Origin of the sequence: Ancylobacter polymorphus, from assembly GCF_030813495.1 — a bacterium.
Taxonomy (GTDB): Bacteria; Pseudomonadota; Alphaproteobacteria; order Rhizobiales; family Xanthobacteraceae; genus Ancylobacter; species Ancylobacter polymorphus.
Genome location: NZ_JAUSUI010000001.1, coordinates 30,866 through 53,438, shown reverse-complemented (window position 1 = coordinate 53,438; position 22,573 = coordinate 30,866). Strand labels below are relative to the sequence as shown.

21 protein-coding genes and 1 pseudogene are annotated in these 22,573 nt (G+C 67.1%); 13 read left to right on the top strand and 9 right to left on the bottom strand.

The annotated features are described in order from the left end of the window. Window position 1 precedes the first annotated feature (1 nt). Window positions 2–1,114 carry a DNA-processing protein DprA gene (dprA, locus tag J2S75_RS00345; protein WP_307017111.1) on the top strand — a complete coding sequence of 371 codons (1,113 nt, stop codon included), beginning with the start codon at window positions 2–4 and terminating at the stop codon, window positions 1,112–1,114. A gap of 28 nt (window positions 1,115–1,142) precedes the next feature. Here dprA and J2S75_RS00340 read toward each other — a convergent pair whose 3' ends face one another. Continuing rightward, a complete protein-coding gene (locus J2S75_RS00340; RefSeq protein ID WP_307017109.1) occupies window positions 1,143–1,361 on the bottom strand; it encodes a hypothetical protein in 219 nt (72 codons plus the stop codon). Window positions 1,362–1,635: 274 nt separating this feature from the next. On the opposite strand from J2S75_RS00340, the gene topA reads away from it, so the two are divergent. Next, on the top strand, window positions 1,636–4,314 hold the full coding sequence (gene topA / locus J2S75_RS00335; RefSeq protein ID WP_307017107.1) for a type I DNA topoisomerase: 2,679 nt from the start codon (window positions 1,636–1,638) through the stop codon (window positions 4,312–4,314). A 10-nt stretch (window positions 4,315–4,324) separates the two neighbouring features. Here topA and J2S75_RS00330 read toward each other — a convergent pair whose 3' ends face one another. After that, entirely contained in the window at window positions 4,325–5,803 is a 1,479-nt protein-coding gene (locus tag J2S75_RS00330) for an MDR family MFS transporter (RefSeq protein ID WP_307017105.1), read from the bottom strand. Window positions 5,804–6,046: 243 nt separating this feature from the next. On the opposite strand from J2S75_RS00330, the gene rnr reads away from it, so the two are divergent. The 5 genes from rnr (at window position 6,047) to rpmG (ending at window position 11,227) form a co-directional block, all read left to right on the top strand. Further along, a complete protein-coding gene (rnr, locus tag J2S75_RS00325) occupies window positions 6,047–8,308 on the top strand; it encodes a ribonuclease R (RefSeq protein WP_378285092.1) in 2,262 nt (753 codons plus the stop codon). Window positions 8,309–8,349: 41 nt separating this feature from the next. Beyond that, the gene (locus J2S75_RS00320) at window positions 8,350–8,799 is read left to right on the top strand and encodes a DUF983 domain-containing protein (protein WP_307017102.1); all 450 of its coding nucleotides are present in this window, start codon (window positions 8,350–8,352) and stop codon (window positions 8,797–8,799) included. A gap of 110 nt (window positions 8,800–8,909) precedes the next feature. Beyond that, window positions 8,910–9,650: an NUDIX hydrolase gene (locus J2S75_RS00315; protein WP_307017100.1), complete on the top strand. Its 741-nt coding sequence runs from the start codon at window positions 8,910–8,912 to the stop codon at window positions 9,648–9,650. Window positions 9,651–9,767: 117 nt separating this feature from the next. Continuing rightward, window positions 9,768–10,928 carry an MFS transporter gene (locus J2S75_RS00310; RefSeq protein WP_307017099.1) on the top strand — a complete coding sequence of 387 codons (1,161 nt, stop codon included), beginning with the start codon at window positions 9,768–9,770 and terminating at the stop codon, window positions 10,926–10,928. Window positions 10,929–11,059: 131 nt separating this feature from the next. Next, the gene (rpmG, locus tag J2S75_RS00305; protein ID WP_018390658.1) at window positions 11,060–11,227 is read left to right on the top strand and encodes a 50S ribosomal protein L33; all 168 of its coding nucleotides are present in this window, start codon (window positions 11,060–11,062) and stop codon (window positions 11,225–11,227) included. 359 nt (window positions 11,228–11,586) lie between these two features. Here the strand turns inward: rpmG and J2S75_RS00300 are convergent, their stop codons facing one another. Next, on the bottom strand, window positions 11,587–11,958 hold the full coding sequence (locus J2S75_RS00300; RefSeq protein WP_244376874.1) for a response regulator: 372 nt from the start codon (window positions 11,956–11,958) through the stop codon (window positions 11,587–11,589). 106 nt (window positions 11,959–12,064) lie between these two features. Between J2S75_RS00300 and J2S75_RS00295 the strand changes: the two genes are divergently transcribed. Together J2S75_RS00295 and J2S75_RS00290 are read left to right on the top strand one after the other, a co-directional pair. Further along, window positions 12,065–12,367: a DUF3572 domain-containing protein gene (locus J2S75_RS00295; protein ID WP_307017096.1), complete on the top strand. Its 303-nt coding sequence runs from the start codon at window positions 12,065–12,067 to the stop codon at window positions 12,365–12,367. A gap of 22 nt (window positions 12,368–12,389) precedes the next feature. Next, a pseudogene (locus tag J2S75_RS00290) lies at window positions 12,390–13,759 on the top strand (DNA polymerase IV). On the opposite strand, the gene J2S75_RS00285 reads toward J2S75_RS00290, so the two are convergent. Continuing rightward, complete coding sequence (locus J2S75_RS00285) at window positions 13,716–14,534, bottom strand: cell envelope integrity EipB family protein (protein ID WP_307017094.1); 819 nt, start codon at window positions 14,532–14,534, stop codon at window positions 13,716–13,718. The pseudogene J2S75_RS00290 and the gene J2S75_RS00285 sit on opposite strands and share 44 nt — an antisense overlap. Window positions 14,535–14,691: 157 nt before the next feature. On the opposite strand from J2S75_RS00285, the gene J2S75_RS00280 reads away from it, so the two are divergent. The 4 genes from J2S75_RS00280 to J2S75_RS00265 all read left to right on the top strand — a co-directional run bounded on the left by J2S75_RS00280 (window position 14,692) and on the right by J2S75_RS00265 (window position 17,723). Beyond that, complete coding sequence (locus J2S75_RS00280) at window positions 14,692–15,153, top strand: RidA family protein (RefSeq protein ID WP_307017092.1); 462 nt, start codon at window positions 14,692–14,694, stop codon at window positions 15,151–15,153. Window positions 15,154–15,161: 8 nt separating this feature from the next. Continuing rightward, complete coding sequence (locus tag J2S75_RS00275; RefSeq protein ID WP_307017090.1) at window positions 15,162–15,929, top strand: glycerophosphodiester phosphodiesterase family protein; 768 nt, start codon at window positions 15,162–15,164, stop codon at window positions 15,927–15,929. Between the two features lie 114 nt (window positions 15,930–16,043). Next, the gene (locus J2S75_RS00270; protein WP_307017088.1) at window positions 16,044–17,252 is read left to right on the top strand and encodes a GNAT family N-acetyltransferase; all 1,209 of its coding nucleotides are present in this window, start codon (window positions 16,044–16,046) and stop codon (window positions 17,250–17,252) included. Between the two features lie 48 nt (window positions 17,253–17,300). Next, a complete protein-coding gene (locus J2S75_RS00265) occupies window positions 17,301–17,723 on the top strand; it encodes an HIT family protein (RefSeq protein ID WP_307017086.1) in 423 nt (140 codons plus the stop codon). Here the strand turns inward: J2S75_RS00265 and J2S75_RS00260 are convergent. The 5 genes from J2S75_RS00260 to J2S75_RS00240 form a co-directional block, all read right to left on the bottom strand. Beyond that, window positions 17,713–18,066 carry an AzlD domain-containing protein gene (locus J2S75_RS00260; RefSeq protein ID WP_307017084.1) on the bottom strand — a complete coding sequence of 118 codons (354 nt, stop codon included), beginning with the start codon at window positions 18,064–18,066 and terminating at the stop codon, window positions 17,713–17,715. The genes J2S75_RS00265 and J2S75_RS00260 overlap by 11 nt on opposite strands. Continuing rightward, a complete protein-coding gene (locus J2S75_RS00255) occupies window positions 18,063–18,809 on the bottom strand; it encodes an AzlC family ABC transporter permease (protein ID WP_307017082.1) in 747 nt (248 codons plus the stop codon). Before J2S75_RS00255 ends, J2S75_RS00260 begins: the two co-directional genes overlap by 4 nt. Before the next feature lie 177 nt (window positions 18,810–18,986). Beyond that, window positions 18,987–21,428, bottom strand: a complete 2,442-nt coding sequence (gene clpA, locus J2S75_RS00250; protein ID WP_307017080.1) for an ATP-dependent Clp protease ATP-binding subunit ClpA — start codon at window positions 21,426–21,428, stop codon at window positions 18,987–18,989. A gap of 31 nt (window positions 21,429–21,459) precedes the next feature. Then, a complete protein-coding gene (clpS, locus tag J2S75_RS00245; RefSeq protein WP_370874064.1) occupies window positions 21,460–21,831 on the bottom strand; it encodes an ATP-dependent Clp protease adapter ClpS in 372 nt (123 codons plus the stop codon). A gap of 309 nt (window positions 21,832–22,140) precedes the next feature. Further along, entirely contained in the window at window positions 22,141–22,479 is a 339-nt protein-coding gene (locus J2S75_RS00240) for a phasin family protein (protein ID WP_244376885.1), read from the bottom strand. Window positions 22,480–22,573: the final 94 nt, after the last annotated feature.

Sequence of the window (22,573 nt, the reverse complement as noted above, 5' to 3'; positions counted from 1 at the left end):
CGTGAGCGGGCGCGGCGTTCATCTCGATCCCGAACAGCGCCGCGACTGGCTCCGCCTCATCCGCGCCGAGCATGTCGGCCCCCGCGCCTTCCGCAGCCTCATCAACCGTTTCGGCGGCGCCGCCGCCGCTCTCGACGCCCTGCCCGCTCTGGCGCGGCGCGGCGGCGGGCTGCTGGCCCCGCGCGTGCCGTCCATTGCCGAGGCCGAGGCCGAGATGGCGGCGCTGGCCCGGATGGGCGGGCGCTTCATTGCGCTGGGCGAGCCGGAATACCCGGCCCTGTTGCGCACCATCGAGGATGCGCCGCCGCTCCTCGCCCTGCGCGGCCGGTCGGAGGTGCTGGCGCAGCCCACTGTCGCCATTGTCGGGGCGCGCAACGCCTCCGGCGCCGGCCGGATGATCACGGCCCGCATGGCGCGCGGCCTCGGCCTCGCGGGCTGGGCCGTCGCCTCGGGGCTGGCGCGCGGCATCGACGCCGCCGCCCATGAGGCGAGCCTTGCCACCGGCACCATCGCCGTCATCGCCGGCGGGCATGACCGCCCCTACCCGCGCGAGAACGAGCCGCTGATGGCGCGCATCGCCGAAGAGGGCGCGATCCTCTCGGAAATGCCGATGGGCTGGGAGCCGCGCGCCCGCGACTTTCCCCGCCGCAACCGGCTGGTGTCCGGCCTGTCGCTGGGCGTGGTCGTGGTGGAAGCGGCGGAGCGCTCCGGCTCGCTCATCACCGCCCGCCTCGCCGCCGAACAGGGGCGGGAGGTGCTCGCCGTGCCGGGTTCGCCGCTCGACCCGCGCGCCGGCGGCACCAATGCGCTGATCCGGCAGGGCGCCGCGCTGGTCACCGGGGCGGAAGACGTGCTGGAAGCGCTCGCCGCGCTGCGCGACCGGCCGCCCGTGCTGGATATGGAGGAAGATACGCCGGGCATGGACGCGGCCGAGCCGAGCGACGACACGAGGTCGCGGCTCATGGATCTGCTCGGCCCCTCGCCGCTGGCGGTGGACGATCTCGTGGCGCTGTCGGGCGCCCGGGTCAGCGAGGTGCAGATCCTGCTGCTGGAACTGGAGCTGGCGGGACGGCTGGAGCGCCATCGCGACGGCAGCGTCTCGCTGCTGCTCTGAACGCGGCGGAGGCCCGCACCCACCCGGCTTAGGGCGCCTCGACGGAACGTGCCCCCCGCCGTCCGGCCCGGCGCGTCTCGGTCTCCCGGTTGGCCATGTCGCGGGCTTCCACGCAGGCCATCTCAAGCAGATAGCCCAGCATGTCCAGCTTGTTGCGGGCGGCGAGCGTCGCCAGTTCCTGAGTGAGGGCGGCGATGTACTCCGCCGCTTCCCTCACCGTCCTATGCGCAGGATCATTGTCGGTCACGTCGGGCGCCCGTGGCTGATGGCAGCGCGGAACAGCGTACCACAGCGCCGGGACTTGTCACGCCAATTGCGTGCATTATTGAATATTACACAACCTTACCGCGCAAGGCGCGAAAGCCCCGCACGCCTGCGGCCGGCAGGCTGAAACCGTCGCCAAACCTCGCCGCGCGCGTCCATCTCCGGCACGGCGCGTGCTTGGCATTTGACACACCGGGGCCTCTACCCCATTTTCCCGGCCTCTCGGGGCTGGACCCTTCAAAGGACGTGGCGCGCACATGCAGGTCGTCATCGTCGAATCGCCTGCCAAGGCGAAGACGATCAACAAATATCTCGGCTCGGGCTACGAGGTTTTCGCCTCGTATGGGCACGTACGCGACCTTCCGGCCAAGGATGGCTCGGTCAATCCCGACGATGATTTCCGCATGCTCTGGGATGTCGATCCCAAGGCGCAGAAGCGTCTGTCCGATATCGCCCGCGCGGTGAAGGAGGCGGACGGCCTCATTCTCGCCACCGACCCGGATCGCGAAGGCGAGGCGATTTCCTGGCACGTGCTGGAAGTGCTGAAGGAAAAGCGCGCGCTCAAGGCGCAGCCAGTCTCGCGCGTCGTCTTCAACGCCATCACCAAGCAGGCGGTGCTGGAGGCGATGCAGCATCCGCGCGTCATCGACGCCGCGCTGGTCGATGCCTATCTCGCCCGCCGCGCGCTCGACTATCTCGTCGGCTTCACTCTCTCGCCGGTGCTGTGGCGCAAGCTGCCCGGCGCCCGCTCGGCCGGGCGCGTGCAGTCGGTGGCGCTGCGCCTCGTCTGCGACCGCGAGCGCGAGATCGAAACCTTCGTCAAGCGCGAATACTGGTCCATCGCCGCCCAGCTGGCGACGCCCCGGCAGGAGACCTTCGAGGCCCGCCTCGTCGGCGCCGATGGCAAGAAGATCACCCGCCTCGATGTCGGCACCGAGGCCGAGGCGGCCGATTTCCGCGCCGCGCTGGAAAAGGCGGACTTCAAGGTGCGCTCGGTCGAGGCCAAGCCGGCCCGCCGCAACCCGTCCCCGCCCTTCACCACCTCCACGCTGCAGCAGGAGGCGAGCCGCAAGCTCGGCTTCGCGCCGGCCATCACCATGCGCATCGCGCAGCGGCTCTATGAGGGCGTGGATGTCGGCGGCGAGACCGTCGGCCTCATCACCTATATGCGGACCGACGGCGTCGACATGGCGCCGGAAGCGGTCGCCGGCGCCCGCTCCGTGATCGCCCGCGACTATGGCGAACGCTACGTGCCCGCCGTCCCGCGCAAATATTCCGCCAAGGCGAAGAACGCGCAGGAAGCGCATGAGGCGATCCGCCCGACCGAGCTGTCGCGCCGGCCGAAGGACGTGATCCGCCAGCTGGAGCCCGATCAGGCCAAGCTCTATGAGCTGATCTGGCTGCGCACCATCGCCAGCCAGATGGAATCGGCCGAGCTGGAGCGCACCACGGTCGATATCGACGCGAAAGCGGGCGGCCGGGCGCTGGAACTGCGCGCCACCGGCACGGTCATCAAGTTCGACGGCTTCCTCACCCTCTACCGCGAGGGCAGCGACGACGACGAGGACGACGAGGAGAGCCGCCGCCTGCCCTCCATGGCGGCGGGCGAGGCGCTCGCCAGCAAGGGAATCAAGGCCGACCAGCACTTCACCGAGCCGCCGCCGCGCTATTCCGAGGCGTCGCTGGTCAAGCGCATGGAAGAGTTGGGCATCGGCCGCCCCTCCACCTATGCCTCCGTGCTCGCCGTGCTGCGCGACCGCGAATATGTGAAGCTCGACAAGCGCCGCCTGGTGCCGGAGGACAAGGGACGGCTCGTCACCGCCTTCCTCGAGAGCTTCTTCGATCGCTATGTCGAATACGACTTCACCGCCGATCTCGAGGAGAAGCTCGACCGCATCTCCAATGGCGAGTTGCAGTGGAAGGACGTGCTGCGCGACTTCTGGCGCGACTTCATGGCCGCCGTCGGCGAGACCAAGGAGCTGCGCGTCTCCGATGTCATCTCCGCGCTCGACGGCATGCTCACCGCGCACATCTTCCCGCCCAAGGAAGACGGCTCCGACCCGCGCATCTGCCCGACCTGCGGCACCGGACGGCTGTCGCTGAAGGTCGGCAAGTTCGGCGCCTTCATCGGCTGCTCGAACTATCCCGAGTGCAAATACACCCGCCCGCTCGCGGCGCAGGGGGCGGACGAGGCCAATGGCGGTGACGCCAACGGCACCCGCGTGCTCGGCACCGATCCGGTGACGGGGCTGGAAGTGACCATCCGCGCCGGGCGCTTCGGCACCTATCTCCAGCTCGGCGAGGGCAAGGACGGCGAGAAGCCCAAGCGCTCCAGCCTGCCCAAGGGCCTCGCGCCCGCCGATGTCGATCTCGACACCGCGCTGGCGCTGCTGTCCCTGCCGCGCGAGATCGGGCTTCATCCCGAGAGCGGCGAGCCCATCCTCGCCGGCATCGGGCGGTTCGGGCCCTATGTCCAGCACGGCAAGACCTACGCCAATATCGAGCCGGGCGACGACATCCTCGCCATCGGCCTCAACCGCGCGGTGGCGCTGATCGCCGACAAGCAGAACAAGGGCCCCGGCCGGCGCGGCGCGGTCGGCGGGCGCGAGCTTGGCGAACATCCCACGCTCGGCGGGCCGATCACCGTGCGGCCGGGCCGCTTCGGCGCCTATGTCAACCATGGCAAGGTGAACGCCACCCTGCCCAAGGACATGGACCCGGAAGCGGTGACGCTGGAACAGGCGGTGGAACTCATCACCGCCAAGGCCGGCTCCGCCCCCGCCAAGCCCGCGCGCCGCGCGGCGGCGAAGCCCGCGGCCGAGAAGGCGCCGGCCAAGAAGGCGGCCACCGCCAAAAATCCGGTGGCCAAGAAGCCGGCGGCGAAAAAGGCCCCGGCGAAAAAGGCGGCGGCGGCGAAGAAGACGGCGGCCGGCTGAGCGCCGGCGCCTATTCCGGCAGCGGCGCGGGAGGATGGCCGGAGCGCAGCGGGCGCTCCTCCATCGCCAGCATGGCGAGCAGCGACACGCCCAGCGCGCCCGCCGCCGCCACGAACACCCAGCGGAAGGCGCCGGCGAGCGGCGCCACCTGCGCCCGCCCTTCGAGCAGCCGCTCCAGCAGGGCGCTGCTCTCGATGCCCGACAGGCCGATGACGATGGCGCCGAAGCCGGCGGTGAGCACCGCCGCGCCGAGCGAGCGGAACAGGTTCACCACCCCCGTCGCCGTGCCCATCTGCGGCAGCGGCACGGCGTTCTGCACCGCCACCGTGGTCACCGGCAGCACGGTGCCGAGCCCCATGCCGGCAATCCCCATGGCCGCCCCGACCACCGCGATCGGCAGGCCGAGCGGCCACAGCGCCAGCGCGGCGAGCGCGGCGATGCTGGCGAGCAGGCCGAGGATCGGCAGGCGCTTGTAATGGGCGATGTGGCCCATTACCCGCCCGGCGCCGGTCGCCCCCACCACCACGCCCGCCATGAGCGGTATCAGCGCCAGCCCGGATTCCGAGGCGGTGAGCCCCATCACCCCTTCGAGATAGAGCGGCATCTGGATGGACAGGCCCACCAGCGTGCCCATGGCGAAGGCGGCGGCGGGCACGCCCGTGCGCACCACCTTGTTGGACAGCACAGCAATCGGCACCAGCGGCTCGGTCGCCGTGGCGACCCTCAAGGCGAAGCCGACCCACAGCAGCACCGCCAGCGCCAGCAGGCCGAGAATGGGCAGCGAGACCCAGCGGAATTCGGTGCCGCCCCAGCTCAGCGCCATCAGCAGCGCCACCGTGCCGGCGCACATGAGGAAGGCGCCGAGAATATCGAGCCGGTGCGGGTGATGGTGCGCCGGCAGCCGCCGCAGCGAGCGGTCGCTCATCAGCGCCGCGATGAGGCCGAGCGGCACATTGATCCAGAAAATCAGCGACCAGTGCAGATGCTCGGCGAAGAAGCCGCCGAGGATCGGCCCGGCAATGCTGGACGTGATGAAGACGATGGCGAAATAGCCCTGGTAGCGGCCGCGTTCACGCGGGGCGATAAGCAGGCCGATAATGGTCTGCGCCAGCGCGATCAGCCCGCCGCCGCCCAGCCCCTGCACGGCGCGCGCCACGATCAGCCATGGCATGTTCTGGGCCGTCGCGCACAGCACCGAGCCGATGAGGAAGGTGCCGATGGAAGCCAGCAGCACCGGGCGCGGCCCGTGAATATCGGCGAACTTGCCCACCAGCGGCGTGATCGCCGTGCCGGTGAGCAGATAGGCGGTCACCACCCAGGTCAGGTTTTCCAGATCGCCGAAACTGCCGCCAATGGTCGGCAGGGCGGTGGCGATGATGGTCTGGTCGAGCGCGCTGAGGAACATCGCCACCATCACCCCGGTGACGATGACGCGAATCTCGCTATGGGACAGCGACGCGTCGGTCGCCTCCGGCGTGCGGGCATCCATGATACGAATCCAACTCGGCGCCAACGCGCCGCGAAAGCGCGGCAAATTCCGCCTGTTGGCGGTCAAATGCAAGCGAACGGCCGACACTGCCCTAACGTCAGCTTCCTCGCCCGGTCGACGTGGCGCGCCGGAGGCGATAGCGTCAGCACAGCCCTCCAAACGCGGTGAATCGTGCGTAAACCTATCAAGCCGAAGGGCCGCAAGCCCGCCCGCCCTGCCCTTCCCGCCGGCCTGACCAAGGGTCTGCCCGGTCGCGAGGAATTGATCGCCTTCATCGCCTCGCAGGGCGGGGATGTCGGCAAGCGGGAGATTTCGCGCGCTTTCGGCCTCGACGGCAGCGACCGCATCGCGCTGAAGGAGCTGCTGCGCGAGCTGGCAGACGAGGGCCTGATCGGGCGCAAGCGGCGCAAGCTGCATCTGCCCGGCGCCCTGCCCGCCGTCGTGCTGTCGGAAGTGGTGGAGCGCGACGAGGACGGCGAACTCATCGCCACGCCGGTGGACTGGGACGAGGAGGAGAACGGGGAAGCGCCGCGCATTCTCGTGCGTCTCGCCCGGCGCGGCCGGCTCGCCGGCCCGGCCCCGACGGTCGGCGACCGGGTGCTGTTGAAGACCGAGGAGATTCCGGAGGCCGACGGGCGCATCCGCCATAACGGCACCGTGCTCAAAGTGATCGAGAAGGCCCGCGCGCTCACGCTCGGCATTTTCCGCCGCGACATACAGACCGGCGGCGGGCGGCTCACCCCCATCGACAAGCGCAATATGGGGCGCGAACTCGCCATCCCGCCGGACTTCACCGGCGAGGCGCAGGAGGGCGATCTGGTCTCGGTCGAGATCATCCGCCATCACGCCTATGGCCTGCCCACCGCCAAGGTGAAGGAGCGCCTTGGCTCGGTGGCGACGGAGAAGGCGATCAGCCTCATCGCCATCCACGCCCATGGCATTCCCAGCGTCTTCCGCCGCGAGGCGCTGGCGGAAGCGGAAGAGGCCATGCCGGCTTCCCTGCGCGGGCGCGAGGACTGGCGCGATCTGCCGCTGGTCACCATCGATCCGCCCGACGCCAAGGATCATGACGACGCGGTGCATGCGACGCCGGACCTCGATCCCGACAATGAGGGCGGCTTCATCCTCACCGTCGCCATCGCCGATGTCGCCGCCTATGTGCGGCCGAATTCGGCGCTGGACCGCGAAGCGCTGGCGCGCGGCAATTCGGTGTATTTCCCCGACCGGGTGGTGCCGATGCTGCCCGAGCGCATCTCCAACGATCTGTGCTCGCTGCGCCCGCTGGAAGACCGGCCGGCACTGGCCGTGCGCATGGTGGTGGGCGCCAATGGCCGCAAGAAGCGCCACAGCTTCCACCGCGTCATGATGCGCTCCGCCGCCAAGCTCGCTTACGCGCAGGCGCAGGCGGCGATCGACGGGCGGGTGGACGATGTCACCGATCCGCTGCTCGACGGCGTCCTGCGCCCGCTCTGGGCCGCCTATGGCGCGGTGAAGAAGGCGCGCGATGCCCGCGCCCCGCTCGATCTCGATCTGCCCGAGCGCAAGATCCTGCTGAAGCCCGACGGCACCGTCGACAAGGTGGTGGTGCCGGAGCGGCTCGACGCGCACCGGCTGATCGAGGAATTCATGATCCTCGCCAATGTCGCCGCCGCCGAGACGCTGGAAGAAAAGCGTATCCCGCTCATCTACCGCGTCCATGACCAGCCCTCGCTGGAGAAGTTGTCGGCGCTGCGCGAATTCCTGCAGACGCTCGACATCAAGCTGCCGAAGACCGAGAGCGTGCGCCCCGCCCAGTTCAACGACATCCTCGCCCGGGTCGAGGGCACGGAAATGGCGCCGCTGGTCAATCAGGTGATCCTGCGCAGTCAGGCACAGGCGGAATACGCCAATGAGAATTACGGCCATTTCGGCCTGCATCTGCGCCGCTACGCGCATTTCACTTCGCCCATCCGCCGCTATGCCGACCTGATCGTGCACCGGGCGCTGGTGCGGGGGCTGGGTTTCGGCGCCGACGGGCTGCCGGAGACGACGACGCCCGAGCAACTGGCGGAGATCGCCGCCCGCATTTCCGCCAGCGAGCGCCGGGCCATGGCGGCCGAGCGCGAGACCATCGACCGGCTGATCGCCCACCACATGGCGGTGCAGATCGGCGCCACCTTCCGCGCCCGCATCTCCGGCGTCACCAAGGCCGGGCTTTTCGTCGCCCTCGACGACACCGGGGCCGACGGCTTCATTCCCGCCGTGACGCTGGGGCAGGATTATTACCGCTATGACGAAGCGCGCCACGCGCTGGTGGGCGAGCGCAGCGGCGAGATGCACCGGCTCGGCGACCGCGTCGAAGTGAAGCTCGTGGAAGCCGCGCCCGTGGCTGGCGCGCTGCGCTTCGAACTACTATCTGAGGGGAATTACGTAGCGCCCGACCGGCGCCGCCCCGGCGGCCGCGGGCGTCAGGCCCGCAGCACCGAACGTCCGCACGGACCCAAGCGCTTCGGCAAGCGACGATAGCGCCGGAGGCGCCTTAGAGATAGCGCCGGAGGCGCAGCGTGATGCAGACACAGAAGTCCCAGCCCGACCGTCCGATTGGCCCCGCCATCATGAACGGTTTCCGCATGCGCTGCCCCGCCTGCGGCAAGGGCGCGATGTTCGCCTCCTATCTCAAGGTGAACGAGCACTGCCCGGAATGCGGCGAGGAACTGTGGCACCACCGCGCTGACGACGCGCCGCCCTATATGGTCATCACCATTGTCGGGCACATCGTCGTGCCGCTGCTGCTGGCGGTGGAGATGGCGCTGCACCCGGCGGTGTGGATCCACCTCGCGCTGTGGCTGCCGCTGACGCTCATTCTCTCGCTGGTGCTGCTGCCGCCGGTGAAGGGGGCGCTGATCGGATTCCAGTGGGCGGTGCGCATGCACGGATTCGATCCGAACGATTCCGAGCGCGAGGCACTGCCCCCGAGCCACCGGACGGACGCGCTGCCGGCGGCCAAAGGATCCTGACCGGCCTTAGCTCCTGATCGGTCTTATCGGTCTCGTCGGTCTCACACTCCACCTCATCGTCCTCATCGGTCAGTCGTTCCGGCTGGCCTCACCGCCACCGCATCGCCCTCATGAGCCTGACCGACGTTTCCCCCGATTTCCCCCGCGAAAGGCTCGACGCGACGCACCCGGTCATCCGCCCGGTGGACGCGGCGGCGCTGATTCTGGTGGACCGCTCGAAGAAGACGCCGCGGCTTCTGCTCGGCCGCCGCAACCCGGCGCTGCGCTTCATGCCGGGCAAATTCGTCTTTCCCGGCGGGCGCGTGGACGCGGTGGACCGGCGCGTGCCGGTTTATGGAATGCTGGATTCCGAGAGCGAACGCAGGCTGTTAGCCCGCGTCACCCGCCCCAGCGCCGGCCGGGCCCGCGCGCTGGCGCTGGCCGCTATCCGCGAGACGGCGGAGGAAGTCGGCCTGCTCATCGGCACGCAGGAAGCCGGCGATCCGGGCCCTCTGCCGGGCGCCTGGGCGCCCTTCGGTGCGGCGGGACTGTTTCCCAATCTGGAAGCGCTGAGCTTCGTCGCCCGCGCCGTCACCCCGCCCCGCCTCGCCCGCCGCTTCGACACGCGCTTCTTCATGGCGGAGCTGTCGCAGGTCGCCCATCGCCTCGACGGCGTGGTCGGGCCGGAGGCGGAATTCGTTGAAGCTCAATGGCTTACGCTCGACGAGGCGTTGCGGGCGGACGTGCCTGACATCACGCGGGCGATCCTCGGCGAGGTCGCCCCGCGCCTGTCCGGCGGCCATCGGCCGTGGCAGCCGGTGCCGTTCTTCTTCTCGCGCGGCGCCAAGGTCTATCGCGAGGCCCTGGCCTGAGCGGGCGACCGGGCCAGAAACGCGCCGCATGAGGTCATTCCCAAAAGTCATTCGACTTTTGTCGTCCATGGGCTAGAGCGAGCGATCCGGGAGGCGCCTCCCGGCCTCAGGTGACCCATGCATGCCCCCGCCGACCGCCGCCCCGTCAATATCGCCTCCATCGCGGCTGCCATCGCCGCCATCTCCGCCGTCGGCCTCGGCCTCGCTTTGTCGATTCCGCTCCTCGCCTTCGAGCTGCACGACCGCGGCGTTCCCTCCACCTGGATCGGCCTGAACACGGCGGTCGGAGGGCTCGCAACCATAGCATTGGCTCCCTTTCTGCCGAATCTGGTGCGACGTCTCGGCGCCGGTCCGCTACTGCTCGTGGCCATCCTCAGCGCCGCGATCAGCCTTGTCGCCTTCAAGGTCACACCGTCCTTCGTGCTGTGGTTTCCGCTGCGCTTCGTCTATGGCGCGGCCTTGTGCGTGCTGTTCGTGGTCAGCGAGTTCTGGATCAACGCCGCCGCACCGAGCGACCGGCGCGGGCTGGTCATCGGCATTTACGGCACCGTGCTCTCCATCGGTTTCGCTGGCGGCCCGGCTATTCTGAGCCTCGTCGGCACCCAGGGCTGGGCCCCCTATCTGTGCGGCGCCGCCTTCTTCGGCCTTGCAGGTATTCCGGTGCTTATCGGCGCCTCCGGCGCACCCGCCATCGAGAAGGAAAGCACCTCCGGCGGCGTATGGGCACTGATGCGGATCGCTCCCGCCGCCACTCTCGCCGCCTTCATCTTCGGCGCCGTGGAAACCGGCATCATCAATTTCCTGCCGCTCTACGGCCTTCGCCGCGGGCTCGATGCCGGCGACGCCGCCCTGCTGCTCACGATCGCCGAACTCGGCAATGTCGCGCTGCAGCTGCCACTCGGCCTGCTCAGCGACAAGGTGGACCGGCGGCGGCTGCTGCTGGGCTGCGGCATTGTCAGCCTGGGTGGGGCGCTGCTCATCCCCTATCTCGCCATAGACAGCTGGGCATTGTGGACCGTAGCCTTTCTGACCACGGGAATCGTCGCCGGCCTTTACACGGTCGGCCTGGCCTTACTCGGCGCCCGCTTCGACGGCGCCGCGCTCGCCACCGCGAATGCGGCCTTTGTGATGCTGTACTCGATCGGCCTCACCGTCGGCCCCACCGCAGTGGGCGGCGGCATGCAACTGATTGATCCGCACGGCTTTGCCTGGGTGATCGCCGCCTTCCTGGCGCTCTATGTGCTGGTGGTGGCAGGACAGATTTGGCGCGATCTCTGACCACGCTTCCTTGACATTCACGCGCCGATCACGGATACGGACGCGCAACGAGCGGCGGTTTTGCCGCGCGAACCCAATTTCTTCGGCGTGGCGGCCCCACGTTCGAGAGCCACGCTCCAGGAGACCCGGTCATGGCCAAGGCAACGACCATCAAGATCAAGCTCGTGTCGAGCGCCGACACCGGCTTCTTTTATGTGACCAAGAAGAACTCGCGCACCATGACCGACAAGCTGGTCGTGAAGAAGTACGATCCGGTGGCGCGCAAGCATGTCGAGTTCCGCGAAGGCAAGATCAAGTGATCTGAGCCCCGTCGGCTTCTGACGCAAAAAGGCGCCGCTTGGCGCCTTTTTCTTTGGCGTGACATAGCGATACGCCTGCTCGCTCACGTCAGGCGGCTCTGCGCGACGTGGCGGCGACGCCTTCAATTGAAGAGCAGGTACCGGCGGAAAGGCGGGAATCGGCGAGCGGTGAACGGAGAGGCCATCCGTAGACACCGCCCGCCGACCAGACCCCACGGACCCAGGAGATGCGGCGGACCCGAGCACTCCGCAGGGCAAACGGATACCGAGGAAAAGCTAACCCAAACGCAGCCAAATGCAACGGTGTTTCGCCGCAGATTCGCACTGGAGCGCCAAGCTCCGCGCGCCTGTGATACCGTTCAGGACACCGGCACGAACTGGCGCACCGTTTCAAGGAATTTGGCGACGGAAATCGGCTTGGAAAGATAGGCCTCGCAGCCGCCTTCGCGAATGCGTTCCTCATCGCCCTTCATCGCGAAGGCTGTCACGGCGATAACCGGAATCGCCTTGAGTTCGGGATCAGCCTTCAGTGCGCGGGTGACATCGAGGCCCGAAACCTCAGGGAGCTGGATGTCCATCAGGATGAGGTCGGGCCGATGACGGCGCGCGAGATCGAGGGCCTCCACGCCATTGCGCGTGCCGACCGTGATATAGCCATGGGCTTCGAGCAGATCGTTGAAGAGCTTCATATTGAGCTCATTGTCCTCAACGATCAGAACGGTCTTGGGCATCGGTCGACTGTCCCTGCAACGACGGCACACCGGGCAAGCTGGAATCACTCACCCTTCCGCTGGTCGATGCGCTAGCTTTACCCACCCATTCCTTACGGAACCGGAAATGAAACGCCGCAACTCCCGCCCCCCTTCCCAGATCGACGCGGCCCGGCAGGTGGCGCTGGGCGCCCTCGCCTTTCTCGCTGGCGATCCCGAGCGCATCGGCCCGTTTCTGGCTGAGAGCGGGCTGTCGCCGGGCGATCTGCGCGGCGTCGCCGGTTCGGCCGCCTTCCATGTCGCCCTGCTCGACTACCTCATCAACCGGCAGGATCTGCTCATCGTCTATGCCGGCGAGGCGAAAATCGACCCCGGCCATGTCGTGGCGGCGCGCGAGATCCTCTTCCACGCCGATATGGGCGAGGACTGAGGAACCACACGGAGTTCGGGCGATGGCGCGTCTGCCGGCCTTCTGCCGTGACTGCCTTACCGACGCTGGCGAGGAGAGACGCTGCACGCATTGTGGCAGCCCGCGCCTCCTGCGCCATGCCGAACTCGACACGCTGCACGTCGCCCATATCGACTGCGACGCCTTCTACGCCTCGGTGGAGAAGCGCGACGATCCGGCGTTGCGCGACGTTCCCGTCATCATCGGCGGCGGCAAGCGGGGCGTGGTCTCGACCGCTTGCTATCTTGCGCGCGTCAAGGGCGTGCGCTCGGCCATGCCGATGTTCAAGGCGCTGGCTCTGTGCCCGGAAGCGACGGTCATCAAGCCCAACATGGCGAAGTATGTCGCCGTCGGGCGGCAAATTCGCGAGCGTTTCCTGCGGCTCACCCCGCTGGTCGAGCCGCTCTCCATCGACGAGGCCTTTCTCGACCTCGCCGGCACCGAACTTCTGCATGGGGAGAGCCCGGCACGGGCGCTCGCCCGGCTGGCCCGTTCGGTCGAGACGGAAATTGGTGTCACCATCTCCGTCGGCCTCGCGCCGAACAAGTTCCTCGCAAAGATGGCCTCGGAACTCGACAAGCCGCGCGGCTTCGCGGTGATCGGGACACAGGAGGCCGTGGCATTCCTCGCGGAGCGGAGTGTCGGCGCGATCTGGGGGGTCGGCAAGGCAACGCAGGAGCGGCTTGCCCGCGAAGGCTACCGCACATCGCCGACCTGCAGGCGGCAGACGAGACCGCCCTCGCCCGTCGCTTCGGCAATGAGGGGCTGCGCCTATGGCGGCTGGCGCGCGGCATCGATACGCGCTCTGTGAACCCCGAGCGCGAGACCAAGAGCGTGTCGACGGAAACCACTTTCGACAGCGACATCGCCGACTATCGCACGCTAGAGCAGGAACTCTACCGTCTCACCCGCAAGCTCTCGGACCGGCTGAAGGCCGCGGACCTCGCCGGCCGCACGGTCACTCTGAAGCTGAAGACCGCCGACTTCCGGCTGATAACCCGCGCCCGCTCGCTGGAAGACCCAACCCGCCTCGCCCATCGCATCTTTGACCATGCTCGCGAGTTGCTGGCCCGCGAGGCCGATGGGCGACGCTTCAGGCTTATCGGCGTCGGCGTCTCGGAACTCGCCGACCCGGCATTGGCCGACCCCGCCGACCTCATTGACACTTCCGCCACGAAGCGGGGCCTTGCGGAACTGGCCACCGACTCGCTGCGCGCCCGCTTCGGCAAAACAATCATCGACCGCGGCATCGCCCTCGACGCGCCGAAGCGGCGCGAGCCCGAGCAGCCCCACCGCAACCGGCCCGATGACGCAATCGCGACCGATGCACCTACTTCGCGCAGTCTTCCTTCGGCAGCGCCTCGTAGGAAATGAGGGTGCCGTTGAGGGCGAACTCGCCATAGTCCAGCTTGAGTTTGCGGCTTACACCGTTGTCGAACATATCGAAGCTGATGACATAATCGGGCGTCTCGTTGCTGCCGCCGCGCTCGTAATAACTGATCGTCACCGGGAAACGCGCCCGCCCGGCGAGGTCGCCTGCCGTCGCGGCTTCTTCCAGGCCCTTGGCGTCGCGAGTCTCGCGACCGATGACGGCCAGCGTGTCATAGACCTTCTTGGCGTCGGGCGAGCCATCGAAAACAGGCGCTTCAACAATCACCTCGCCGCTCTCCGCACCGCCGATAAGGCGCAGAACATGCTGTGTCGGCAGCAGCACGTTCTCGCCGAGCGTCACCGTCTGCGCTTCCGGCTTGGTAGCCGTCACCGTCAATGCGCCGTCCTTGCGCTCAGCGACGCCGTCCGCTTCTTCGGTGGTTTCTCCATTGATGCGGTTGGAGACGCGAAAGCGATAGGACTTGCCGTCGCCATCCTCCCACGTCGCCGTCGAAACCGCGCTGTTGACCCGGCCCCCTTCTGTCGCCAGCTGGGTATCCTGCCGCAGTTGGACCGAATAGCCGGCGCAGGCGCTGCCGCGCATCTCATAAACGATACGCCCCTCGGCCCCATTGATGCGGGTGCCGGACTTGGAAGCGTCGAGCGAGACCGCGTAGGTGGCACGGTGTGGCGAGAGTTGGATCGCCATTGCCGGCAAAGCGGAGGCTCCCAGCAACAGCGCGGCGAGGGCAGAGCGGCAAAAACAGGCGGACGGCATAGGTAATGGGCTCCTCGCAGACGTCAGTCACAGCTTGCGAATGGCGAACCGATCCGCCAAACATGACCCATAGAAGATGGCAATTGCAGGTCGGTTGCCGCTCATTGGCCGTCGCATGCCGAGACGGGCAGCGCACCCACGATAGCAGGAGAATTCCATGACCGGAACGGTTGAGGCCAAGCTCGCGACCCTCGGCATTACCATCCCCGCGGCCAGTGCCCCGGCGGCAAACTATGTGCCCTTCGTCATCAGCGGCAACCAGCTCTGGATTTCCGGCCAGATTTCGATGGCCAATGGCAGCTTCATGACCGGCAAGCTTGCCGGCGAGGGTGACATCGAGGCCGGCCGCGCCGCCGCCCGCCAGTGCGCCATCAACCTCATCGCCCAGATCAAGGCGGCGCTCGGCGATCTCGACCGGGTGAAGCGGGTGGTAAAGCTGGTCGGCTTCGTCAACTCCTCACCCGACTTCACCGATCAGCCGAAAGTGGTGAATGGCTGCTCCGATCTGTTTGTGGAAGTGTTTGGCGATGCTGGCCGGCACGCGCGCTCCGCCGTGGGCGTGGCGCAACTGCCCTTCAATGTCAGTGTCGAAGTCGAGGCCGTGATCGAATTCGCCTGAGGCCCGCCATGGCTCCAAACATCTCCGCCGCCAATGCGCCGGCCTGGCTCACCGCCCGGCCGATCGCCCACCGCGCGCTGCATGATGCGGTGCGCGGTGTGATTGAGAACACGCCCTCGGCGGTCGATGCCGCGCTGGCGCGCGACTATGCGATCGAAGTGGACATCCAGCTCTCCGCCGATGGCGAAGCCATGGTGTTCCATGACGACACGCTGGAGCGTCTGACCGTGGCGGAAGGGCCGGCCAACGCCCTCACCGCTGCGGAGCTGAAGGCGGTGGAGATGCGCGGCACGGCCGACCGGATGATGACGCTCGGCGAACTCCTCGCCCGCGTCGGCGGCCGCGTGCCGCTCATCATCGAACTGAAAAGCCATTTCGACGGCGACACCGCCATCGCCGCCCGCGCCGTTGCGATCCTGGCCGGCTATGACGGTCCGGCAGCGCTCATGTCCTTCGATCCCGACCTCGTCGCCGCGGTGCGGGCGCTCGCGCCGCATATACCGCGCGGCATCACCATGGAACACCGCTACGATGACCCGGAATGGGACATCCTCAGCCACGACACCAAGCATGAATGGGGCAAGCTGCTGCACCTGCCGCGCACGCAGCCCGACTTCATTGCCCATTATGTCAAGGAACTGCCGTCGGCAGCCGTCGACGCCGCCCGCCGGCAGCGCCCCATGCCGCTGCTGACCTGGACCGTGCGAACGGAGGAGGACCGGGCGACCGCCGCCCGCCATGCCGACCAGATGATCTTCGAGGGCTTCCTGCCCTGAGCCGGGAACACCGCTTCCCGATCGCGTGAGCGCTCTTGCTGTTGCCACCGAGTGCGACGCACAATGGCGTACCTTCGGTCCCCCTGCGCCGCCCTTTTCGCGAGCCCCAGCTGAATGTCCGACGAAACGTTCCGCCTGCGCGTCGAGAGCGACATCCGCACGCTCCCCGCCGACGCCTGGGATGCTTGCGCAACCGCTTCAACCTCCTGCGCCGAATCAAAATCCTCGCTTAACCCCTTCGTCAGCCACGCCTTCCTCTCGGCACTCGAGGAATCCGGTTCCGTCGGCGCGTCGACCGGCTGGCTGCCGCAGCATCTCGTTCTGGAGGGAGAAGACGGCGCGGTGCTGGGTGTCTGTCCAGCCTATCTCAAGTCGCATTCGCAGGGCGAATATGTCTTCGACCACGGCTGGGCCGAGGCGTATGAGCGGGCGGGCGGGCGTTATTACCCCAAGCTGCAGGTGAGCGTGCCTTTCACCCCCGCCACCGGGCCGCGCCTGCTCGCGGGCAGCGGCCCGCAGGCCGAGACGGTGCGGCAGGCACTGGCGGCCGGGCTGGTGGCGCTCGCGAAGCTGCGCAAGGTGTCCTCGGTGCATGCCACCTTCCTCACCGAGCCAGATGCAGGAGCACTGGAAGCGGCAAGCTTCCTGCCGCGCATGGACCAGCAGTTCCACTGGCGCAATGAGGGCTATGCCGATTTCGAGGCGTTCCTGAACGCCCTCGCCTCGCGCAAGCGCAAGCAGATCCGCCGCGAGCGGCGCGAAGCGCTGGAGAACGGCATCTCCGTTCACTGGCTCACCGGCCCGGACCTGACCGAGGACGTGTGGGATGCCTTCTTCGGCTTCTACATGGAGACCGGCGCGCGCAAATGGGGGCGCCCTTACCTCAACCGCGCCTTCTATTCGCTGATCGGCGAACGGATGCCCGAGCGCATTCTGCTCGTCATGGCCAAGCGCGCCGGGCGCTGGATCGCCGGGGCCATCAACTTCATCGGCCCAGACACGCTCTATGGCCGGCATTGGGGCGCCATCGAGCATCACCCCTTCCTGCATTTCGAGGTCTGCTACCACCAGGCCATCGACTACGCGATCGCGCACGGGCTGCGGAAGGTGGAAGCCGGCGCGCAGGGCGAGCACAAGCTGGCGCGCGGCTATATGCCGGTCATCACCCGCTCGGCCCACTACATCGCCGATGCGCAGTTCCGCGCCGCCGTCGCCCATTATCTCGACCGCGAACGCCGTTATGTGGCTGAGACGGGCGCCGAACTCAGCGAACTCGGCCCCTTTCGTCAGCAAGTCGTCGCCGATGCGAACGGTGAGCCTTGACCGGCGAAGGCCGGCTTGCGATCAGATCAGGCCGACAGGGAGGAACCCATGGCCTATGATCCCGGCAATATCTTCGCGATGATCCTGCGCGGCGACATTCCCGCGCACAAGATCTATGAGGACGAGCGCGTGCTTGCCTTCCTCGACATCATGCCGCGGGCCGCCGGCCATGCGCTGGTTATTCCGAAGGCGCCGGCGCGCAATCTGCTGGATGTCGAACCGGGTGACCTGGCGGCCGTGATGGCCGTGGCGCAGCGCGTCGCACAGGCGCAGATGCAGGTATTCAATGCCGAGGGCATCACCGTCACCCAGCACAATGAGAAGGCCGGCGGACAGGAAGTGTTCCACCTGCATGTGCATGTCATCCCGCGCCATGCCGGAATCGACCTGCGCCCGCCACTCTCCTACAAGGAAGCACCGGAGGTGCTGGCGCAGCAGGCCGCGCAGCTGAAAACCGCGCTTACGGGCTGATCCCCAGCCACCAGGCGCCAGCGACCAGCACCGCCTCGGCGGTCAGCACACCGGCGAGCACGGAGCGGCGCAGGGCGAGGAAACCGGCAATGCCGCTCGCCACGGCGCCGATGCGCAGGCTGAGCGGCAACGCGACCAGAGCCCCGCTCGGCACCAGCAGCAGCCGCGCCACCACCGCCGCCAGCAGCGCCGTCGCCACCGCCTGGACCCATTGCATCCATAGGCTGCCGGGGTCGATGCGCCGGCCGAAAAGCACGCCGAGCACCCGCCAGACTTCGTTCGGCAGGAAGCCGAAGAAGATCACCACCAGCATGGCCCCGAGTTCGGTCGAGTAGAGGCTCATGCGCGCCGTCTCGGCAGATGACGGGCAATGAAGAAGGCCAGAGTGCCGCCGCCCACACCGGCCCAGAACAGGTCCAGCCCGCCGGGCGAATTGGCGACGAGCGGCGAGATCGCCGCGCCGAGCCCGATGGCCAGCCAGTCGACACTTTGCTTGGCGTTGCGCACCAGCAGAATGGCGAAGGAGATCGGCGTAAGCAGCAGCAGCGCCACCGCCAGGGGGCCTGGCAAGGCGCCCGTGAGATAGAAGCCGATCGCGGTGCCGGCCATACTCAGCAGAGTAAGGCCAAGCCCCAACCCCGCCGCATAGGGCGGGCGCCCTTCCTCCGGCACCTTCGGCAGCAGCCGGAATCCCTCGACCCACACCGTCATGGCGACGAAATGGGCGCAGAGCAACTCCCAGCCGAGGCGCGGACGCGGGCCCCGCATCAGCGGCATAAGCGAGACCACCATCGGCAGCAGCCGAACGCCGGAAAGGCAGACCGCCACGGCGAGCGCGGGCGGCGACGCCCCCGTGGCGAGGCCGCCGACCAGGATCACCTGCGCCGGCAATGCCCAGATCAGAAGCGTCGACAACAGGCCCGCGCCGATGGGAAAGGCGAGGTCATGCAGCAGCCCGCCAAAGCCGATGAAGGTTGCCACCAGCACCAGACCGGGCGTGGAGACGGCGCCGCGCATCCCGCGCAGAAACCAGCGCGCGGGAGGAGCAGCAGGGTCGGGAGGGGGCGGAATCTGGGGGGATTGCATGACAACTCGCCCCGGCCTTTTGGGGCGCCCTCCCCCCGGCGTCAAGCGAAACGGGCGACGCTCCCCTGCATGGCTGCCATGAGAGCCGGTCGCCCCCAAGGGCCGCACCAAAAAAGCCGCCCGCAACAGTGTCGCGGGCGGCTCCTCATTAATCTGCACGCGCGGAAGCGGTCCGGCTCATGCCTTGACCAACGGCACCTTCGGCACTTTCGATGTTCCGGGCTTTGCCCGCTTGGCGGCAGCGGCGACGGGCTTCTTGGCCTTTGCCGCTGGCGTCTTGCGACGTGGCGCGCGCTTGGTCTCGGGTGCCTCGATCTTTTCCGGCTTGGGGGTGATCGGTCCTTCCGGGAACTCGAAAGCCAGAGCGCTCTCACCCTCATCGTCGGTCTGCAGGACGACGCGCACATGCCCACCATTGCGCAGCTTGCCGAACAGCACTTCGTCGGCCAGGGGCTTCTTGATGTGCTCCTGGATCACACGGCCCATGGGACGCGCGCCCATCTGCTGGTCGTAACCGCGCTCCACCAGCCAGGCGGTCGCCTCGTCCGACAGCTCGATGGTCACGTTGCGGTCCGCCAGCTGCGCCTCAAGCTGGAGCACGAACTTCTCCACCACCAGCGCGATGATCTCATTGGTGAGGTGGGCGAAGGGGATGATGGCGTCGAGCCGGTTGCGGAACTCCGGTGCGAAGAGACGGTTGATGGCCTCCACATCGTCCCCCTCGCGCTTCGAGCGCGTGAAGCCGAAGGCGGACTTCGACAGATCGGCGGCGCCCGCATTGGTCGTCATGATGAGAATGACGTTGCGGAAATCCACCTGCTTGCCGTTGTGATCGGTCAGCTTCCCGTGGTCCATCACCTGCAGCAGGATGTTGAACAGGTCGGGGTGCGCCTTCTCGATCTCATCGAGCAACAGCACGCAATGCGGGTGCTGGTCGATACCGTCGGTCAAAAGCCCGCCCTGGTCGAAACCGACATAGCCGGGAGGGGCGCCGATCAGCCGCGAGATGGTGTGCCGCTCCATGTACTCCGACATATCGAAGCGCAGGAGTTCCACGCCGAGGCTGGAAGCGAGTTGCTTCGCCACTTCGGTCTTGCCGACGCCGGTCGGCCCGGAGAACAGATAGGAGCCGATCGGCTTCTCCGGCTCGCGCAGACCCGCCCGGGCCAGCTTGATTGCCGAGGCGAGCGCTTCGATCGCCTTATCCTGGCCGTAGACCACGCGCTTCAGCGTCGTTTCCAGCGCCGAAAGAATCTCCGTGTCCGACTTGGAAACGGACTTTGGCGGGATGCGGGCGATGGTGGCGATGGTCGCCTCGATCTCCTTCACGCCGATCGTTTTCTTGCGGCGCCCCTCCGGCAACAGCATCTGCGCCGCACCGGACTCGTCGATAATGTCGATCGCCTTGTCGGGCAGCTTCCGGTCATGGATGTAGCGGGCGGACAGTTCCACCGCCGCCTTGATGGCATCGTTGGTGTAGCGCAGCCGATGATAATCCTCGAAATAGGGCTTGAGGCCCTTGAGGATCTCAATGGCGTCCGGGACGGTCGGCTCCGGAACGTCGATCTTCTGGAAGCGGCGAACGAGGGCGCGGTCCTTCTCGAAATACTGACGGTATTCCTTGTAGGTCGTCGAGCCGATGCAGCGCAGCGTGCCTGCGGCGAGAGCAGGCTTGAGCAGATTGGAGGCATCCATTGCGCCGCCCGAGGTCGCACCGGCACCGATCACCGTGTGGATCTCGTCGATGAACATGATGGCGTCGGGATAGGCCTCGATCTCCTTGACCACCTGCTTGAGGCGCTCTTCGAAGTCACCGCGATAGCGGGTGCCGGCCAGCAGCGCGCCCATGTCGAGCGAGAAGACCGTTGCCTTGGCCAAAACATCCGGCACCTCGCCAGCAACGATGCGGCGCGCCAGACCTTCCGCGATGGCGGTCTTGCCGACGCCGGGGTCGCCGACGAAAAGCGGATTGTTCTTGGAGCGGCGGCAGAGCACCTGGATGGTGCGCTGGATCTCGCTGTCGCGGCCGATCAGCGGGTCGATCTTCCCCTCACGTGCCTTCTTGTTGAGGTTCACGCAATAAGCGTCGAGCGCATCGGCCTTCTTCTTGGTGTCCTCCCCGGTCTTCGTCTCCGTCTCCTCCTCGGCGCCGCGAACAGGGCGACTTTCCGACATGCCGGCGCGCTTGGCGATGCCGTGGCTGATGTAGTTGACGGCATCATAGCGCGTCATGTCCTGCTCTTGCAGGAAATAGGCCGCGTGGCTCTCGCGCTCGGCGAAGATGGCGACCAGCACATTGGCGCCGGTCACTTCCTCGCGGCCAGAGGACTGAACATGGATGACGGCGCGCTGGATCACGCGCTGAAAACCGGCCGTCGGCTTTGAATCCTCACCAGCGTCCTGAACCAGATTGTCGAGTTCGGTGTCGATATACTCGACCAGATTGCGCCGCAGTTTGTCGATGTCGACATTGCAGGCTCGCATCACCGCCGCCGAATCCTGGTCGTCGACCAAGGACAGCAGCAGGTGCTCCAGCGTCGCATATTCGTGGTGGCGTTCGTTGGCGAGCGCGAGGGCCCTGTGCAGCGACTGCTCGAGGCTTCGGGAGAAGGTGGGCATCGGGACCTCTTCGTTTAGCCGTCGCGGGGCGTCACTTCTTCTCCATGACGCACTGCAAAGGATGCTGGTGCTTGCGCGCGAAGTCCATCACCTGCGTGACCTTTGTCTCGGCCACTTCATAGGTGAAGATACCGCACTCCCCCACGCCATGCTGGTGCACATGCAGCATGATCTGGGTGGCTTCCTCCCGGTTTTTGCTGAAGAAGTGCTCCAGCACATGCACGACGAACTCCATTGGCGTGTAGTCGTCATTGACAAGGAGCACCCGGTAGAGATTCGGCCGCTTGACCTGCGGCTTGGTGCGCGTGATCACCGCCGTGCCGGGGGCGTTGTCCCCACGGCGTCGACGCTCATCGTCGGCCATCATCATTGCACGCAGCTGACTTTCAGCGTGGTCGGACATTCATGCATTCCCTAACCGGCGAACCGGCCTTCGACAGCTATAATATGTACGCACCCCCGCTCACGCCAGAGGGGCAGGCGGAACCGACTGTCGCATTACGGTGACAATTCGATGAGGCGGCGGCTGCCGGGCTCCGCGCGCGGCCGGTGAAAGCGAACCGAAGAGAGCTTCGCCGCAACGAAAAAGGCCCGGCGCTGCGGCCGGGCCTTTTGAAACATCGGGACGACACGAACTCCCGTTTCGCAACGTCCATCGCATCAGGCGATAGCCGAAAGCCCGCCTTGCCTGCGATCACTCAATGAGCGCGTATCACTTGGTGACGGCGACCTTGGCGAGAACGCTCTCGTAGGGCTTGTAGGTCTCCTTGGCGAGATCGGCGTACAGCTCGCCCATCTTGGTCGCCTGGGCGACGAAGCTCTCATAGGCGCTCTTGAAATAGTCGGACTGGATCTCCACCGCCTTGTCGAGCGTCTTGGCGCCGAACAGCTTCTCAGCGGCAGCGGTGCCTTCCTCGAAGGACTTCTTCGAGTAATCCGCCACTTCCACCGCGATGGACTGGACGCCCTTGGACACGGTGCCGAAGCTCTTGACAGCGAGTTCGAGGTTGTCCTTACCGACCTTCTGGATGTCTTCAAAATTCTGCAGCATGAGCCCGCTCCTTGGTGTTCCAAAACGCGCGTCGCTCACTCGGCCACTCGCGCCCGCCCGGGAATTCTCCCTCGAATTTTTGTAATGCACCGCA